Below are 17,442 nucleotides of genomic sequence, written 5' to 3' on the forward strand. Positions count from 1 at the left end.
ATAATACGCTGCTAATTTCTCCCAGCCAAGAGGTTTGTATGTTGCGAATCGTAGATGATGCCCTAACTTTTGATGATGTATTACTCCTGCCAGCATATTCTAATGTGCTTCCTAAAACTGCGTCATTAACCACCCGTTTGACCGAAGATATCAGTCTTAATCTACCGATTATTTCAGCAGCTATGGACACCGTAACTGAGTCTGAAATGGCCATTACTATGGCACAGCTTGGCGGTATGGGGATTGTGCATAAAAATATGGATATCGACCGTCAGACAATGCAAGTACGCCGCGTAAAGAAATTCGAAGCGGGTACTGTTGTTGATCCTATCACGGTAACGCCGGATATTAGTGTTGGCGAGCTATTGCGCATCACTCATGAAAACAATATCTCTGGTGTACCGGTTGTGGAGTCAGGCAGCGGACAGGTGGTAGGTATTGTGACTCATCGTGACGTGCGTTTTGAGACCAATCACAACCAGCCTGTTAGCAATGTTATGACGCCGCAAGATAAGCTTGTGACCGTTAAAGAAGGTGAGAGCAACGAGAATATCAAAAAATTGCTTCACGAGCACCGTATCGAAAAGGTATTGGTTGTTGATGATAACTTTGCCCTAAAAGGCATGATTACCGTTAATGATTTCAACAAAGCAGAAAACAACCCAAATGCTTGTAAAGACTCACAAGGTCGTTTGCGTGTTGGTGCTGCGGTTGGTACTGGTGCTGATACAGAAGCACGCGTTGAGGCCTTAGTAGAAGCCGAAGTTGACGTGATTGTTGTGGATACAGCGCATGGTCATTCAAAAGGCGTGATTGATAAGGTTGCTTGGGTTAAAAAGAACTACCCACACATTCAAGTTATCGGCGGTAACATCGCCACTGGTGATGCTGCATTAGCATTGCGTGACGCTGGCGCTAACGCTGTGAAAGTAGGTATTGGCCCAGGTTCAATTTGTACCACTCGTATTATCGCAGGCGTTGGTGTACCGCAAATCTCTGCAATTGATAACGTGGCATCCGCCCTTAAAGACAGTATTCCACTAATCGCTGACGGCGGTATCCGCTTTTCAGGTGATATGGCAAAAGCCATCGTTGCAGGCGCATCATGCATCATGGTTGGTTCATTATTAGCCGGTACAGAAGAAGCGCCAGGTGAAGTTGAGCTATTTCAAGGCCGATACTACAAAGCATACCGCGGTATGGGTAGCTTGGGGGCAATGTCTGGCTCTAATGGTTCATCTGACCGTTACTTCCAAGACGCCAAAGACGGTGTTGAGAAATTAGTACCAGAGGGTATCGAAGGCCGTGTGCCTTACAAAGGCCCAGTTAGCGGTATTGTAAACCAAATGATAGGTGGCTTACGCTCATCAATGGGTTATACCGGTTCTGCTACCATCGATGAGATGCGTACTAAGCCGCAGTTCATTAAAGTGACTTCTGCGGGTATGAAAGAGTCTCACGTACATGACGTGCAGATTACCAAAGAAGCACCGAACTATCGCGTACAATAAGTCGCTTTAGTTAGGCAAATAGTCATTGATAAAAGCAGCGTGTAGGCGCTGTGCTGTTTTTATTGATAGTTTAAGCATATTTTCTGGTTCTTGAGCGGGTATTAATTTTTGTCTAACTTTTTAAGAATTACCCTGCTATTTGTATAAGTTAAATATTGATTTAAACGAAGTAAAAGACCAAAAGAGAATATCTTTTGGTCTTTTTTTTGTAGTATATTAGGGGAATGTTTTTTATATAAAACTATATGATTTATTTGTCATAATTTGAGGTGTTTATGAGTTATTTTGGTACAGATGGTATTCGTGGTCTTTTTGGTAAGTTTCCAATCACACCTGATTTTGTTTTAAAGCTTGGTTATGTGACGGGTCAAGTCTTGGTAGAAAAGAATCCAAATCCAAAGAAAAAACCAAGTGTGGTGATAGGAAAAGACACGCGTTTATCGGGTTATGTTATCGAAGCAGCTCTACAAGCAGGATTCAACTCAGCAGGCGTTGATGTACATATGATTGGCCCGTTGCCGACGCCTGCTATTGCCCATTTAACACGCAGTTTCCATGCCAATGCGGGTGTGGTAATTTCAGCCTCGCATAATCCTTTTTATGATAATGGTATTAAGTTTTTCTCAGCAGATGGGCGTAAGCTCAGCAATGAGATGCAAGATGCCATCAACGATAAGTTAAAAAGTGGTATCGTTGAAAATCATGCCGATTACACTCAAGAAAACCCTGCAAATCTAGGTAAGCATTATCGTATTAATGATGCCAAAGGCCGTTATATCGAGTTTTGTAAAGGCAGTTTCCCTTATCAATACGACTTATCTAACCTAAAAATCGTTATTGATTGTGCAAATGGTTCAGGCTATAGCGTGGGCCCTCGTGTGTTAAGAGAGCTTGGCGCTGAAGTTGTTGCGATTCATAATAAGCCAGATGGCGTGAACATCAACGACGAGTGCGGATCAACGCATCCTGAGTCTCTACAAAGTGCAGTCGTTGAAAATAAAGCTGATGTAGGTATTGCCTTAGATGGCGATGGTGACCGTATTGTTATGGTCGATGAGCACGGTAAACTGGTCGATGGCGACGGTATCTTATATATCTTAGCAACCAAAGCGGAAAAGAAAGCTGCCGGTGTTGTGGGTACCCAAATGAGTAATATGGGTCTGCAATTGGCTTTAGAATCAGAAGGTATTCCACTTGAGCGTGCTAAAGTAGGTGATAGATACGTGATGCAGGGCCTTGATAGTAATGGCTGGATATTAGGCGGCGAGCCATCAGGCCATATTTTGTGTCTAGATAAAAGCCGCACTGGTGATGCCATCATTGCAGGGCTACAAGTATTGGCAGTTATGGCACAAACCAAGCAATCATTAAGCCAATTAATGGAAGGCTTTAAATTATTGCCTCAGTGTTTGGTCAATGTGCGCCTTGACGAGATGAAAGATCCGTATGAATTCCCAGAATTGGTCGAGGTTTTTAACGAAGCGACAAAGAGTATTGAGGGGCGTGGTCGTTTATTGATTCGTAAGTCAGGTACTGAGCCATTAATTCGTGTGATGGTAGAGCTTGATAATGATAACGAATGTCAAAAACTGACTCAAGAACTTGCCGATAAAGTTAAAGCCGCCATGTCGTAATACGCACTGTTTAAATACAAAGACACCATAGAGTACAAGCTGCTATCCGCTACGATTAATTGGGCTAGGTGCATTGTTTAATCTAATCGTCTCGAATATTGATAGTCGTATTCATTCATATCAATACATAAAAGTTAACTCAATAAGAATTAAAGGCTGATTATGGACTTTACCGATCAAAGACTGTCTTATGAGAAAGGCAAGTTAAATGAAAGTGGCTTACCTGACTCACCTTTTGAACTGCTTGAGCATTGGGTCAATGAAGCCATTGAAGCAAAAGTACCTGAACCTTATGCAATGAGCTTGGCGACATGTGGTTCAGATAACATGCCTGCGGTGCGTACGGTTTTAATGCGCGAGATAACCGAGTCGGGTATTGTTTTTTATACTAACTATTTAAGCCATAAAGGTCAGGATATTGAGCAAAATCCGCATGCTGAAGTGCTGTTCTTTTGGCATGATATGCAGCGTCAAATTAGACTGCGTGGCAGTATTGAGAAGATATCACGCGAGAAAACGGATGCTTATTTCCAAAAGCGACCTTACGAGAGTCAGATAGGCGCTTGGGTCAGTCAGCCTCAAAGTGGTGAGGTTGCTAGCCGTGCGGTTATGGATCAAAAATTTGCTGATTTAAAGCAGCAATACCCTGAGGGCAGTACTGTACCAACCCCAGATTTTTGGGGTGGTTATGAAATTACAGTACAAGAGGTTGAGTTCTGGCAGGGCGGCGCTAACCGATTGCATGATAGAATACTGTATACTCAGCCCGAGCAAGGCAGCAAATGGTTGACAACACGTTTATTGCCTTAGACAGGATTTCAAGCCGGCTTTCATGTAGGCATTATAAATATAACGATAAAGATCAATGCTAGCACAATGGCTGGCACTTAATTGTGTGACATTTAAATTTTAGGATTGTACGTTTATGACCCGTTTTGTAAGTTTTAATATTAATGGTATTCGCGCGCGACAGCATCAATTGGAAGCTGTACGAGACATTATTGATCCAGATGTGATGGGACTGCAAGAGACCAAGGTACATGATGAGCAGTTTCCGTTAGAATTGGTTGAGTCCTTGGGTTATCACGTTGAATACTTTGGACAAAAAGCCCATTACGGTGTGGCTTTGGTCTCGAAAGTGGCGCCTATTTATGTTCATAAAGGCTTTCCTGATGACGATGATGACACCCAAAAGCGCTTTATTCATGCCCGCTACGTATTCGATGGCCAAGAAGTTGATGTATTAAATGGCTACTTTCCACAAGGGGAGAGTCGCAAACACGAGACCAAGTTTCCGATGAAACGTGATTTTTATGCGTCTTTAAATCATTATATTGATGCGCTTAAAGCCGAGGGCAGAACGCTCATTATCATGGGTGATATGAATATTGCCCCAGAAGATACTGATATTGGTATCGGTGAGAAAAATGCCAAGCGCTGGCTAAGCCAAGGCAAAACGTCATTCTTACCAGAAGAGCGCGAGTGGTATAGTGCGCTGATGAGCCGTGAGCTATTTGATACGTATCGTCTACATTATCCGGACTCTAACGAGATGTTTAGCTGGTTTGATTACCGCAGTCGCGGCTTCAACGATGATCCAAAGCGTGGCCTGCGTATTGATCATATTCTTTGCACTGCAGACATCAAAGATAAATGTACGGATGCCGGTATCAGCTACGAGTTACGTGCGATGGAAAAGCCATCTGACCACGCACCGATTTGGGCCTCGTTTAAGTTTTAGGTGTCAAATTTGACTAGTTAAGTGTTTGATTTTATCAATAATCAGAGTTATGAGGACGGTTATGCCAGTAGGAAATATTGCACCCCCCGAGACGATTTATGCTATTAAAGGCGTTGATATTGGTATTACTGCCGCTGGCGTACGCTATAAAAATCGCGACGACCTCGTGGTCTTTCGTTTAAAGGAGTCTGCAGCCACCGTGTGTGTCACAACCACCAATAAATGCTGTGCAGCGCCGGTGCATATTGTTAGAGAGCATTTAGAGGCGTTAAATGCCACTGATAATGCGCCTCGTTATCTGCTGATTAATACCGGTAATGCCAATGCGGCAACTGGTAGCGATGGTTATCAGCGTGCGGCAGCGACCTGCCAAGCACTTGCCGATAAAACGCAAGTAGACCCTAAACAAGTGCTGCCGTTCTCAACTGGCGTGATTGGTGAAGTATTAAATAGCGATGCTATTATCGATAGTCTTGAGCGTTGCCTAGATAATTTGGGGCCGGATAATTGGTTAGCAGCTGCCAATGCTATTCGTACCACAGATACCGTACCAAAGCTTGCCAGTACTCATGTACAAGTGGCTGATGGGCTGACTTATCATGTGACTGGTATCTCAAAAGGTGCAGGTATGATTCGTCCGAATATGGCGACTATGCTTGGTTACGTTGCAACCGATGCGCCAGTTGCTCGTTCGCTATTACAAGAGATGCTGATTGAATTAACTAATCAATCATTTAACCGTATTACTATCGATGGAGATACCTCGACTAATGATTGCTGTGTCTTAATAGCGACCGGTGATGATGCGGCTAATTTGATTGACTCAAAACAGCATCCACATTATGAATCGTTATTTGATGCCTTAAGACAAGTCTTTGTGCGCCTAGCTACTCTCATTGTTCGTGATGGTGAAGGGGCAACGAAGTTTATTACGGTTAAGGTAAGCGGCGGCAAGACTACTGAGGATTGCTGCGATGTCGCTTATGCGGTGGCGCACTCACCACTGGTTAAAACGGCGTTTTTTGCAAGTGACCCTAACTGGGGGCGTATTATCGCCGCTGTCGGTTATTCGGGTGCAAAAAACCTTGAGGCAGATCAAGTCAGCGTCACTTTAGATGATGTGGCTATCTGTACTCGCGGTCAATTGGATGCCACCTACACCGAAGAGCGAGGGCAAGAAGTCATGAGCCGTCCTGAGATTACCATTAATATTGACTTAGGGCTTGGTGGCGCGTCTGATACGGTATATACCTGTGATTTATCGCATGAGTATGTGAGTATTAATGCGGATTATAGAAGTTAATTAACGTGCGCTCGCTGTACAAAGTCACTGCGTTTGCTAATATTCTTAACGTAAGGTTACAAACTAGTTATAGATAGCAAGACTGGAACTCTTTTATAATTGTGTCAGATTCGAGAACTATCTAGCCATTGTTGTATTTGGGCATTATTCATCTTAACTTTTAATTTTAGAGGTCTTTTATGAAATATTTATTATCTTCTGTTGTTCTAGCGGCTGTTGCATTAACTGGTTGTAATACGACTCAACTTAACGATGAGCGCGCTATGATTGTCGATGGCGAAGCGACAGTTGTTAAAGTTATCGATATCCCAAGTTTCAAAATTGAAGTTGATCCAAACAAAGCAGTATGTGAAGTACCTGCTGCTAACGGTACTATGGTAGAAGGCGAATGCTTACAGTTCCGTCAACCATTCCAGAAAAACTACAACACGCTATCTGGTGATATCCAAGGTTTCACTTATGAGCCAGGCTACCGCTATTTATTAGATGTTCGTCAAGAAGCAGTTGTAAACGAAGAAACAGGTGTTGTTAAACCGGTATGGATCCTAAACGAAGTTTTATCTAAAACTTCTGAACAGCTTTAATTTATTAACATTACTTTATATGACTTAAAATAAATTTGTTTTGAGTACAGTCTAAGTAATCAAATAAAAAAGAGTATCTGAAATTCAGATACTCTTTTTTTACGTCTGATATTTATGCAAACTTCAATGATAAAAGTCTAAGCTGTGAGTTGATAATTAGAAGATGCTTTAAAGTGTTCAGCAAATAAATCTGCTAGATATCGTGCAAGCGGGTAGGGGATATCATGCCCCAAACCTGGAATAAGCTTAAAGTTAGCATGCGATATAGTCTTGGCCAGACTTTGACCGTGAGCAGGGGGCAGGAGTCGGTCATGTGTGCCATGTACAATAAGCGTTGGCTGCTTAATTAAACGGTCTAGTTCGACTAAAGAGCCTGTAGCGAGCACCGCGAGTAATTGGCGTGATACTCCTTTTGGATAAAAGCGACGTTCAAATAGCAGCTTGGCACGTCGTTTGGCTCTATTTTCATCAAAGAAGTCAGGTGAGCCAATCGTACGATATAGATGTATGTTGTTTTCAATAATAACTTCAGGGTCTTTATTGTCTGGCATGGGTTTGGTCAACGCTCTTAATGCATCAAATTTCGGTGCCGGCAAGAAGGGTTTGTTATTACTGGTGGCCAATAAGCCAAGTTTGCTGACACGATGCGGATACTTAGCTGCCATAATTTGAGCAATCATACCGCCCATCGACATCCCAAGTACATGGCACTGCTCAATATCTAACGCATTTAATAGCTGATTTACATCTTCACCCATATCAAACAGAGTATAGGGGATAGCTGTCTCATCAAGCTTTAACGGCAGTCCGAGTTTAAATTTAGACAGTAGTTTTAACTGCTTACCGATGGTTTGATAGTCTTTGGTCAGCTTGTTCTTATGCTTGAGCTTGCTAGATTTACCAATATCGCGGTTATCAAAGCGGATGACTTGAAAGCCCGACTCAATTAAGCGTTTGCAAAACACATTTGACCAGACTAAGGACTGCGCACCTAAGCCCATAATTAATAAAATAATGGGGTCTTCTTTATGACCGCCACGTTCTAGATAGAACTTATATTTTGGCGTCTTGATTTTATATGCTTGCATGAATTCAGCGTATTTAGAGGGTTTGCTTTTAATTTGATAAGGCTTATCAGATTTGGGCATGGACAAGAACCTAGAGGCGTTGAGAATTAAAAGGTGTATGACCGATTTATTAAGACTAGACTAGGTTAATGTCAGTTTGATGACAGCAGGATTCAGGCAGGGAATAGAGTAAGATAAGACTATCACTGACCAAAAAGAAAGAATATGCGTTAAGTATCGAGCATATGCTTTTTAAGCTGTTTGACAATAAATGGCTGAAAATATTCAGGCAAATCATGCGACATGCCATTAATGGGTTTGAAGACTGCGTTAGGAATGTCTTTAGCAACCGCCTTGCCATGTGATATCGGTAGTAAGCCATCATTGCTGCCATGCATAATGAGCGTCGGTGCTTTAATCTCTTTACTGTATGACTGGATAGAGCCTGTCATTAAGATAGCCGTCAGTTGCTGCAAGCTACCAGCTGGATAGAAACAGCGCTGATATCTGAGCCGTGCCATATCGGCTACCGCTTGCTCGTCTATATGACCTTGTGAGCCCACAGTATTAATAAACCATTTTCCATGTTCGACGATATCTTCTTCGTCATAGCTTTTCGGACGTTTGATTAATGTATATAACTGTTTAGGGCGTGGCGGTGCAAGCATCGGACGGTTATTGGTTGAGAAAATAAGCGCCAGTTTATTAATAAGGTGCGGATATTTGGCTGCTAATATCTGTGCAATAATACCGCCCATAGACGCGCCCAAAACGTGTACCTGACATAGGTTTAATGCTTTGATAAGGTTTGCCGTATCATCTGCTAAATCCTCTAAGCGATATGGTACTGGAGTCTTCGAGTTATCGAGACCTAGTTGCATCTTGAGCATAGCAGAGAGAGTATTAACACGCGGTAAGTCTTTACGGCATATTTTGGTTGATAAACCTATGTCACGATTATCAAAACGGATGACAAAGAAGCCGGCATCAATTAAACGCTTTATAAAGTTCTCTGGCCAAAATATCAGCTGAGAAGCAAGCCCCATAATCAATAGCAGTGGTGGATTGTCTGGATTACCGCCTACCTCAACACATAGCTCAATGTCGTCTGATACCGCAATGATGGCTTGTTGCATCAAGTCAGATATCGGAGAGGGATACCAATCATAAGGCGGTAATTTAGCTAGGTGGGTGATAGCAGTTGACATGAGGTCATAAGTCCTTTTAGACAATGGTAGGCTAAGCATAGAGTAGCCGGTTTATTATGCGGTGTTAAGGCTTAAATCTCAAGCATTTCAAAATCAAGCTTACCGACACCGCATTCAGGGCAGGTCCAGTCATCAGGAATGTCTTCCCATTTAGTGCCCGGCGCAATACCTTCTTCAGGGCACCCAAGCGCCTCATCATAGACCCAGCCGCAAACAATACATTCCCATTTTTTCATGACATCGCTCCATATTGATGACGGTTAAACTATATTTAGGGCAGTGATTATAGCAAAAACTGGACGCACCGTATCGCTGAATTTATAGCAAACTCGTATTAGAGTGCGTACTCAAATAGAAGGCAGCATTGGTTAACAAGCGGTAATGGGCATTGCTGTCAGTTATGCTAGAATACGAGGTATTACCCAATCACTGCCGGATTTAATTATGAGTAATCAAGCGACTGCAACGCCTTCTTTAGACGCTTCATTAAGTGCTGACGCTCAGCAAAATCAAAAGCAACATCCTCTTTGGCAGGCCATTCGTATGGTGCCTGATTTTCCAAAGCGGGGTATTAATTTTTATGACATTACTCCGTTATTGCTAAATCATGTGGGTGCGGTGATTGATGCTCTACTCGATGCACTGCCAGAAGGTCTATTAGATGAAGTGGATTGTCTGGTTGCTATTGAAGCGCGCGGCTTTGTGTTTGCCAGCCTACTTGCAGGACGTTTGGGCAAAGGCATGATGCTACTGCGTAAACCTGGTAAGCTACCGCCACCCGTGGCCAATAAATCTTATGCGTTAGAGTACGGTAGTGACACGTTAGAGATTCAAGAGGGGCTTAGTGCCTCTAAAGTGTTGTTGGTAGATGATATTCTGGCGACAGGGGGCACATTAAACACTGCCTATCATTTATGCAAAGAAGCGGGTCACGATGTTGTTGGCGTGTTGGTATTGTTAGACTTGGTTGATTTACATGATAAATTTCCGGTACCTGTTTACACGGTTTTAGAAGGCTAAGCTAATTCAATAGCTATTTAATTAAAAGTTTACTGAAATAATGCACAAAAAAACTCTACGCATTGCATAGAGTTTTTTTGTCTATTAAATCAGCTCAGTCAATTATTTGCTAAGTTGTTGTAACGCTTTTGCAAGCTCGTCACGGGCATTAATAAATCCGTCTATACCTTTTGGTAGTAAGTGCTGAGTGATGCTGTCTTGTTCATACGCGGTGTTAAATTCATCCGCAGTTAAGCTCACTCGTGGCATAGTATCGCTAACCATATCGGCAGACAGTTGCTGCTCAACATGGGTATCTAATGCCGCTAATTGATCAAGTAAATCTGGTGCAATGGTTAATAAGTCACAGCCTGCCAATGCTAAGATTTGATCGACACTTCTAAAGCTTGCGCCCATCACTTGGGTTTTATAACCGTGCTGCTTGTAGTATTGATAAGTACGTTTAACCGATTGTACGCCCATGTCATCGCTAACCGGAATGCTTTGACGGTTCTGTTCACGCTTTTGCCAATCCAGAATACGGCCCACGAATGGCGAGATAAGGGTCACACCTGCATCGGCACAAGCAACCGCTTGATGCTGACCAAAGATAAGAGTTAGATTACAGTGAATGCCTTTTTTTTCAAGCTGTTCTGCGGCTTTAATACCTTGCCATGTGGCTGCAATTTTAATCAAAATACGGTCTTTATCGACACCAGCACGGGCATAAGCATCCATAAATTCATGCGCTTTGGCGATTGTCGCCTCAGTATCATAAGATAAACGGGCATCGACTTCGGTTGATACACGTCCTTCGATAAGTTTTAGGATATCGGTACCGACTTGAATCGTCAGATTATCAATGACATTATCAATCATGCTATCGCCGCGATCAGAGAAGCGATTTAGGGTATCTGATAACATGGCCTGCTTATCAGGGTGGGTGAGTGCTTTAGTGATGAGACTGGGGTTGGTTGTGGCATCAACAGGCTTTAAGCGAGCAATGGCGCTTAAGTCACCGGTGTCTGCAACAATGGTGGTCATGGTTTGTAATTGTGATAAGGCACTCATCATGTATTCCTAAATTATTGTCAGGGGATTAAAATTTTTAAGGGTATTATCATTCGAGACTATGTTAACGTTTAAACTAAACGATAACCCCTAGCGTTAAAACGGTTAGCGTATTAAACTAGCCATAGCATTAACCGATGAATAAGACACAGAATATGGCAAAATCAATGGCTTAAGCCGCATATTGGCGTATTTTGAGTTAAAACAGTACGCTGTGTCTAAACGACGCTATCTTAACAGGGCGTAAGTTTGTTATAGTTAACTTTTTACGACCTGTAACATCTCCAAATATCATAACATGACCTATAGGCTTTTTTATGACTTCGTCAATGAATAACGACAATAATACTGGTAATGAAATGGCAAATAATAGCAATCACTCAAGCGCAAGTACTGTACCGACCAATACGCTTGAAACACTACGTCACAAGATTGACCAAGTAGATGGTGAGATTTTACAGCTTATTAGCAATCGTGCCAAACTTGCCCAAGAAGTCGCGGTATTTAAAAAAGAAAATGCCGACGAAGCAGAATCAAATCCTATTTTTTATCGTCCAGAGCGCGAAGCACAAGTGCTCAAAAACATTATGAAGCGTAATGAGGTGTCAGACAGCCCCATTAGCAATGAGAAAATGGCACGCCTGTTTCGTGAAATCATGTCAGTGTGCCTTGACTTAGAGGCGCCTCAAAAGATTGCCTTCTTAGGTCCCGTTGGCACCTTTACTCACGCTGCTGCACTTAAGCATTTTGGTAAAGCCTCAACCACCGTACCGTTAACCACTATTACGGATGTATTCCGTGAAGTAGAAGCCGGCTCTGCCATGTATGGCGTGGTACCGGTTGAGAACTCATCTGAAGGAGTAGTGAACCACACCCTTGATGGCTTCTTAAGCTCAACACTTAAAATTATCGGTGAGGTAGAGTTGCCAATTCATCAGAACTTCTTAGTGGCTGAGCATACCAAAGTAGAGAGTTTAAGCCGTATCTACTCGCATCAGCAGTCACTTGCCCAGTGCCGTCATTGGCTTGATGTGAATTATCCTAATGTAGAGCGTGTGCAAGTATCCAGTAATGGTGAAGCAGCACGCCGTCTAAAAAACGAGTGGCATTCAGCAGCGATTGCCGGTGATGTGGCAGTGGCTGAATATGGTCTGCATAAGCTGCATGAGAATATTGAAGACAATCCAAACAACACCACCCGCTTCTTGATTATTGGCCGCGAAGAGATTGCACCATCAGGTCATGATAAGACCTCAATCTTGGTGTCTGCCCATAACAAAGCCGGTGCGCTTATCGAAATCTTAAAACCGCTATCTAAGCATGGCGTATCAATGACCAGTATCGAAACCCGCCCAGAGCGTCCAAACAAATGGGCGTACGTGTTCTTTATTGATATGGAAGGTCATATCGAAGATGAAAATGTGCGTGCGGCGATCGAAGAGATTCGCCCAATGGTCAGAGACGTACGCATTCTAGGCTCATATCCACAAGCGGTTATTTAAGGCTGTAGTTGAGATTAAGGCAGGTTAAGCGATGGCTTTGATTAAAGCTAAAGCCATCTATTTTAAGGAGCCGCTTAGCTTAATGCTCTCTTATTTTAACTTAGCTTGTTTTTTCAGTTGTTAAACATACGCATTATTTGCATATAAATTAGGTGTCATCATGAGTCAACAATCCTTTACTACCCCAGCTTACGATAGCATTTTGCAGCTTCAGGCTTACGAGTCGGGCAAGTCTGTTGAAGAGCTTACCCGTGAGTATGATGTCAGTGATGTGCTCAAGCTTGCCAGCAATGAGAACCCTTTGGGCTGCTCGCCTTACGTGACTTTGTCTATTACCGAGAAGTTAGGGAAATTGTCGCGATATCCCGATGCCAATGCGTATGCGTTAAAACAAGCGATATCCGAGTTTACCGATACCAATATCAAGCAAGTAACCTTGGGTAATGGCTCTAATGATTTGCTAGATATCATCGCGCGCACCTTTGTAAACAGTGATGACGCGATTATATACAGTCAATATGGCTTTATCGTTTATCCAATGGTCGCCAAAATATTGGGCGCAACCGGCGTAGAAGTACCCGCCAACCGTTATGGGCATGACTTAGATGCGATGCTCACGGCAGTTCAAGACACACCCAATGCGCGCCTTGTATTTATTGCGAACCCAAATAACCCAACGGGTACTTTGTTAACAAGCGATGCGGTAAAAGAATTTGTGTCTCAAGTACCTGAGCATATACTGGTCGTGTTGGATGAAGCTTATATTGAATACAGTCCAGAGAGTAATAATCGCGCATTAATCGATGAGTTTGATAATGTGATTATTGTCCGTACATTCTCTAAGGCATATGGACTGGCTGCGTTGAGAGTGGGTTATGCGCTAAGTCATCCTGATATTGCAGGTTTGCTAAACCGCGTGCGTCAGCCATTTAATGTCAGCGTACTGGCTCAATCAGCAGCAGTAGCCGCGCTAAGTGACCAAGATTTTATTAAAGAAGTGTATAAGCTCAACGATGGACAAAAGCGCTGGTTATGTAAGCAGTTTGATGCGTTAGGACTGGCGTTTGTGCCCTCCTATGCCAACTTTGTGATGGTCAATGTCGGTGATGCCAACGGTATTTATCAATCTTTATTAGAGCAGGGTATTATTGTCAGACCCCTTAGTGGTTATGGGCTGGATGAATGGCTGCGCATTACAGTCGGTACGCCAGAGGACAATACTCGCCTAATCGATACTCTAAGAGATACGCTAGAGTCTTTATAATAGATAATACATAGCCTGTGTGATATTTCTCTAGATTATAATAAATAGAACACAGCACATAGATAGCCCATACAATCATTAAGCGAGATAGGTGAAGTGGCAATTTTGTTCGAACAGGTATGTGTGGTCGGTCTGGGGCTTATTGGTGCCAGTTTGGCTCAAGCAATTAGAGACAGAAATTTGTCGACCAGACTGGTCGCTGTCGATAGACATCTGCCTAGCATTCATGCTGCGTTAGATGCGTCTGTGATTGATGCCGGTAGTGATACGCTTAGCGATGTCATTATGGATAGTGATTGTATTATCATTGCTGTACCCGTCAAAGCAGTGAAAGCCGTCTTTAAAGACATTCATCAGGCTATGGAACAAGGCTTAATCTCCAAGACTTGTATTATTAGCGATGTCAGTAGCACCAAGCAAAATGTGGTCGATGCAGCCAAAGAGGTATTCACTGACCTACCGAGCGGATTTGTGCCTGCGCATCCTATAGCCGGCGCAGAGCAGTCGGGATTTAACGCGCGTCTGGCGACCTTGTTTGTTGACCATAATATTATTATTTGTGAGCTTGATTCTACTACGCTAAGTGCTATTCAAAAGATATCAGCATTGTGGCAGGCGGTAGGCGCCACGGTGATGAAAATGGAGGTGGCGCATCACGATGCAGTGTTGGCTTATACCAGTCATTTACCGCACTTGTTAGCTTTCAATCTGGTTGAGCAGCTGGCAAGTCACGATGACAATATGGATATATTTCGCTATGCGGCAGGCGGGTTTAGGGACTTCACCCGTATTGCCGCAAGCGATCCATTAATGTGGCATGATATTTTTATTGCCAATAAGCCGGCATTGCTTAAAGCGCTTGATGAATATGGCAGTTATTTAAGTAACTTACGTGAGATTATAGACACAGAAGACTCGACTCAGCTGCTAGGTCTATTAGGCCGAGCACAATCAGCAAGAAAACACTTCGGTCATATGCTGACCAGTACCCCTTATACTAAAAAACTAACAGAACTTTCTAATTCGGATAACTCTATGGCGACTTCAAATAATGCCTCTAGCGCATACATTATTACCCCAAGCTCTACTATTAATGGCACCATTGAAGTACCAGGTGATAAGTCGATATCACACCGCAGTATTATGTTTGGGAGCTTAGCTGAAGGCATTACTCGAGTCACTGGATTTCTAGAAGGGGAAGACGCACTTGCCACGTTGCAAGCTTTTAGAGATATGGGCGTGACCATCGAAGGTCCTGAAAATGGTGAAGTGACCATCCATGGTGTTGGTATCAATGGATTAAAGCCAAGTCATACGCCTTTGTATATGGGTAACTCAGGCACTACAATGCGTCTATTATCTGGCATCTTAGCTGCACAGAAATTTGACAGTGTATTAACTGGGGATGCCAGTCTTTCAAAACGACCAATGGAGCGAGTGGCCAAGCCTTTGCGTGAAATGGGTGCGACATTACAGACCACCGGCGAGCGTGGTACTGCACCAATTAGCATTACCGGTAGCGATAAGCGTGGTAGCAGGTTACATGGTATTACTTACGAGTTGCCTGTGGCCTCTGCACAAGTAAAATCCTGCCTGATTTTAGCTGGGCTTTGGGCGGAAGGTACGACGACGGTTATTCAGCCAGAAGTAAGCCGTGATCATACCGAGCGTATGCTAAAAGCCTTTGGTTATGAGGTGCAGGTTGAGGGTAATAAAATCAGCGTCGAGGGCGGTGGTAAACTAACCGCTTGTGACATTGCAGTGCCCGCGGATATCTCTTCAGCCGCCTTCTTTATGGTAGCTGGCTCTATTGCCAAAGACAGTGAGATTACCATTGCCAAAGTGGGTATGAACCCAACCCGTACCGGTGTCATCGATATCTTAAAACTAATGGGTGCTGATATTACGCTAAGTAATGAGACCTTTGTGGGCGGCGAACCGGTTGCAGATATTACAATTAAATCAGCTCAATTAAAAGGCATTGCTATTCCAGAAGAATTGGTCCCTCTAGCGATTGATGAGTTCCCAGTCCTGTTTGTGGCGGCCAGCTGTGCGCAAGGTCAGACCGTCTTAACCGGTGCTAAAGAGCTGCGTGTTAAAGAGTCAGATCGTATTGCGGTCATGGCAGATGGGTTAACCCAATTAGGCGTAGACTGTACGGTGACTGACGACGGTATTACTATCGAAGGTAAAGGCGATGGTCAGTCGCATGAGCCTGTATTTGGTGGCGGTGAAATATATTCACATCATGACCACCGTATTGCGATGAGCTTCTCTGTGGCAAGTCTGCGAGCCAACGACACCATAACTATCCAAGGTGTTGAAACGGTTAATACCAGCTTCCCAGGGTTTGCTGACCTAGCCAATAAGATAGGTATGACGATAAAGACCCAATAAATGAATCGCATCTTGTGATTAAACTTAGTTAAATTAGGTCGATAATTATTTAAGGCCATCCGCTTTAAGGATGGCTTTGTTTTTCAGTAATTTTTAGCAATCTGATCTACTCAGGTAATAGCCTTTAAAGAAAGGATTTAGTGTTATAAATAAATCCTTAGGATAATTGTTATGTCACTAGCCACGCCTACCAATGGCAACACTCCAAAGCCAAAACCCGTCGTTGTCAAAACCACTAACAAAGGTATTATTACTGCCTTATTGGCCTTTTCAATATGGGGCTGTTTTCCTTTCTATTTTAAACAGTTAGGCGAATACAATGCGGTCGAAATTATCGGTCATCGTATTGTCTGGACCTTCGTGTGTTTAAGTTTGGTACTGATATTGACCAAGCGCTGGCAATGGCTTACTACCATTAAGCAAAACCCTCGCCTTATTGTTATTACCTTTATATCCAGCCTGATTATCGCCGCCAATTGGCTGACTTACGTATGGGCGGTTAATGCCAATCAAATTCTAGAAGCCAGTCTCGGTTATTTCATCAGCCCCTTGGTGGGTATTTTATTATCCTTGGTGTTTTTACAGGAGCGCTTGCGTCTTTTACAGTGGATAGCGGTCGGCTTTGCCATATCTTCGGTACTTATTCAGGTCGTTATGCTTGGTAGCTTGCCGTGGGTATCGCTGATTTTGGCAATGTCCTTCAGCGTTTATGGGGTCATGCAGCGGCGTACTCCGCTACAAGCGCTGGATGCGCTATTTTTAGAGACTGCTTTATTGGTGCCTATATGCATTTGGTGGTTTATGACCTCAGATGTGGTGAGCTCAAATCTGTCCTTTTGGTGGAGTGATAATATTTGGTTCTTGATGCTGGCAGGCCCAATCACTTTAATACCACTGTTGCTATTTAATAAATCTACTAAAATGGTGGCGTACAGTATCATTAGTTTTATGAATTATTTAACACCAACCATTATTTTCTTCTTGGCGGTGTTTTATTATCGTGAGCCTTTTGACAGTCACCGGTTGATTATATTTGGACTCATTTGGCTGGGACTGGCTTTGTTTAGTATCGATTTGTGGCGTAATCGACCCAGTAAAGTCCTTAAAAAAATGGCCCCTAAACAAAATAATGCATAACAGATAGATGCTTAGTGTATGGCG

15 protein-coding genes are annotated in these 17,442 nt (G+C 43.1%); 11 read left to right on the top strand and 4 right to left on the bottom strand.

Annotation, left to right across the window (positions count from 1 at the left end):
* The first annotated feature begins 38 nt into the window (after positions 1-38).
* The 6 genes from guaB (at position 39) to AC2SLO_RS07275 (ending at position 6,773) form a co-directional block, all read left to right on the top strand.
* Positions 39-1,511, top strand: a complete 1,473-nt coding sequence (guaB, locus tag AC2SLO_RS07250) for an IMP dehydrogenase (RefSeq protein ID WP_486540975.1) — start codon at positions 39-41, stop codon at positions 1,509-1,511.
* 275 nt (positions 1,512-1,786) lie between these two features.
* Positions 1,787-3,145 (top strand): phosphoglucosamine mutase, encoded by a 1,359-nt coding sequence (glmM, locus tag AC2SLO_RS07255; protein ID WP_486540977.1) that lies wholly within the window; start codon positions 1,787-1,789, stop codon positions 3,143-3,145.
* 162 nt (positions 3,146-3,307) lie between these two features.
* Positions 3,308-3,955 (top strand): pyridoxamine 5'-phosphate oxidase, encoded by a 648-nt coding sequence (pdxH, locus tag AC2SLO_RS07260; RefSeq protein ID WP_486540979.1) that lies wholly within the window; start codon positions 3,308-3,310, stop codon positions 3,953-3,955.
* Positions 3,956-4,070: 115 nt separating this feature from the next.
* Positions 4,071-4,886, top strand: a complete 816-nt coding sequence (xthA, locus tag AC2SLO_RS07265) for an exodeoxyribonuclease III (protein WP_486540981.1) — start codon at positions 4,071-4,073, stop codon at positions 4,884-4,886.
* A gap of 61 nt (positions 4,887-4,947) precedes the next feature.
* Complete coding sequence (gene argJ, locus AC2SLO_RS07270) at positions 4,948-6,189, top strand: bifunctional glutamate N-acetyltransferase/amino-acid acetyltransferase ArgJ (protein WP_486540983.1); 1,242 nt, start codon at positions 4,948-4,950, stop codon at positions 6,187-6,189.
* Between the two features lie 179 nt (positions 6,190-6,368).
* Positions 6,369-6,773, top strand: coding sequence for a DUF4377 domain-containing protein (locus AC2SLO_RS07275; protein WP_486540985.1), 405 nt, complete (start codon positions 6,369-6,371; stop codon positions 6,771-6,773).
* A gap of 137 nt (positions 6,774-6,910) precedes the next feature.
* Here AC2SLO_RS07275 and AC2SLO_RS07280 read toward each other — a convergent pair whose 3' ends face one another.
* From AC2SLO_RS07280 to AC2SLO_RS07290, 3 genes are all read right to left on the bottom strand, one after another.
* Positions 6,911-7,921 (bottom strand): alpha/beta fold hydrolase, encoded by a 1,011-nt coding sequence (locus AC2SLO_RS07280; protein ID WP_486540987.1) that lies wholly within the window; start codon positions 7,919-7,921, stop codon positions 6,911-6,913.
* Positions 7,922-8,070: 149 nt separating this feature from the next.
* A complete protein-coding gene (locus AC2SLO_RS07285; RefSeq protein WP_486540989.1) occupies positions 8,071-9,048 on the bottom strand; it encodes an alpha/beta fold hydrolase in 978 nt (325 codons plus the stop codon).
* A gap of 71 nt (positions 9,049-9,119) precedes the next feature.
* Positions 9,120-9,284, bottom strand: coding sequence for a rubredoxin (locus tag AC2SLO_RS07290; RefSeq protein WP_486540991.1), 165 nt, complete (start codon positions 9,282-9,284; stop codon positions 9,120-9,122).
* 208 nt (positions 9,285-9,492) lie between these two features.
* Here AC2SLO_RS07290 and AC2SLO_RS07295 point away from each other — a divergent pair, with 208 nt between their 5' ends.
* Positions 9,493-10,068: an adenine phosphoribosyltransferase gene (locus AC2SLO_RS07295; protein WP_486540993.1), complete on the top strand. Its 576-nt coding sequence runs from the start codon at positions 9,493-9,495 to the stop codon at positions 10,066-10,068.
* 102 nt (positions 10,069-10,170) lie between these two features.
* On the opposite strand, the gene AC2SLO_RS07300 is transcribed toward AC2SLO_RS07295, so the two are convergent.
* A complete protein-coding gene (locus AC2SLO_RS07300) occupies positions 10,171-11,118 on the bottom strand; it encodes a transaldolase (protein WP_486540995.1) in 948 nt (315 codons plus the stop codon).
* 359 nt (positions 11,119-11,477) lie between these two features.
* Here AC2SLO_RS07300 and pheA point away from each other — a divergent pair, with 359 nt between their 5' ends.
* The 4 genes from pheA (at position 11,478) to rarD (ending at position 17,418) form a co-directional block, all read left to right on the top strand.
* Positions 11,478-12,620, top strand: a complete 1,143-nt coding sequence (gene pheA, locus AC2SLO_RS07305; protein WP_486541193.1) for a prephenate dehydratase — start codon at positions 11,478-11,480, stop codon at positions 12,618-12,620.
* A gap of 160 nt (positions 12,621-12,780) precedes the next feature.
* Positions 12,781-13,884: a histidinol-phosphate transaminase gene (gene hisC, locus AC2SLO_RS07310; RefSeq protein ID WP_486540997.1), complete on the top strand. Its 1,104-nt coding sequence runs from the start codon at positions 12,781-12,783 to the stop codon at positions 13,882-13,884.
* 102 nt (positions 13,885-13,986) lie between these two features.
* Positions 13,987-16,281 carry a bifunctional prephenate dehydrogenase/3-phosphoshikimate 1-carboxyvinyltransferase gene (locus tag AC2SLO_RS07315; RefSeq protein ID WP_486541195.1) on the top strand — a complete coding sequence of 765 codons (2,295 nt, stop codon included), beginning with the start codon at positions 13,987-13,989 and terminating at the stop codon, positions 16,279-16,281.
* Positions 16,282-16,452: 171 nt separating this feature from the next.
* Positions 16,453-17,418, top strand: a complete 966-nt coding sequence (gene rarD / locus AC2SLO_RS07320) for an EamA family transporter RarD (protein WP_486540999.1) — start codon at positions 16,453-16,455, stop codon at positions 17,416-17,418.
* Positions 17,419-17,442 lie beyond the last annotated feature (24 nt).

The organism is Psychrobacter sp. CX14 (genome assembly GCF_057396205.2).

What these genes read in the sequence shown, in the direction of transcription:
- guaB (WP_486540975.1), top strand. Translation starts at nt 39, where the DNA reads ATGTTGCGAATCGTAGATGATGCCCTAACTTTTGATGATGTATTACTC.
- AC2SLO_RS07280 (WP_486540987.1), bottom strand. Translation starts at nt 7,921, where the DNA reads ATGCCCAAATCTGATAAGCCTTATCAAATTAAAAGCAAACCCTCTAAA.
- AC2SLO_RS07300 (WP_486540995.1), bottom strand. Translation starts at nt 11,118, where the DNA reads ATGAGTGCCTTATCACAATTACAAACCATGACCACCATTGTTGCAGAC.
- AC2SLO_RS07295 (WP_486540993.1), top strand. Translation starts at nt 9,493, where the DNA reads ATGAGTAATCAAGCGACTGCAACGCCTTCTTTAGACGCTTCATTAAGT.
- rarD (WP_486540999.1), top strand. Translation starts at nt 16,453, where the DNA reads ATGTCACTAGCCACGCCTACCAATGGCAACACTCCAAAGCCAAAACCC.
- AC2SLO_RS07275 (WP_486540985.1), top strand. Translation starts at nt 6,369, where the DNA reads ATGAAATATTTATTATCTTCTGTTGTTCTAGCGGCTGTTGCATTAACT.
- pheA (WP_486541193.1), top strand. Translation starts at nt 11,478, where the DNA reads ATGGCAAATAATAGCAATCACTCAAGCGCAAGTACTGTACCGACCAAT.
- xthA (WP_486540981.1), top strand. Translation starts at nt 4,071, where the DNA reads ATGACCCGTTTTGTAAGTTTTAATATTAATGGTATTCGCGCGCGACAG.
- AC2SLO_RS07290 (WP_486540991.1), bottom strand. Translation starts at nt 9,284, where the DNA reads ATGAAAAAATGGGAATGTATTGTTTGCGGCTGGGTCTATGATGAGGCG.
- glmM (WP_486540977.1), top strand. Translation starts at nt 1,787, where the DNA reads ATGAGTTATTTTGGTACAGATGGTATTCGTGGTCTTTTTGGTAAGTTT.
- argJ (WP_486540983.1), top strand. Translation starts at nt 4,948, where the DNA reads ATGCCAGTAGGAAATATTGCACCCCCCGAGACGATTTATGCTATTAAA.
- AC2SLO_RS07285 (WP_486540989.1), bottom strand. Translation starts at nt 9,048, where the DNA reads ATGTCAACTGCTATCACCCACCTAGCTAAATTACCGCCTTATGATTGG.
- hisC (WP_486540997.1), top strand. Translation starts at nt 12,781, where the DNA reads ATGAGTCAACAATCCTTTACTACCCCAGCTTACGATAGCATTTTGCAG.
- pdxH (WP_486540979.1), top strand. Translation starts at nt 3,308, where the DNA reads ATGGACTTTACCGATCAAAGACTGTCTTATGAGAAAGGCAAGTTAAAT.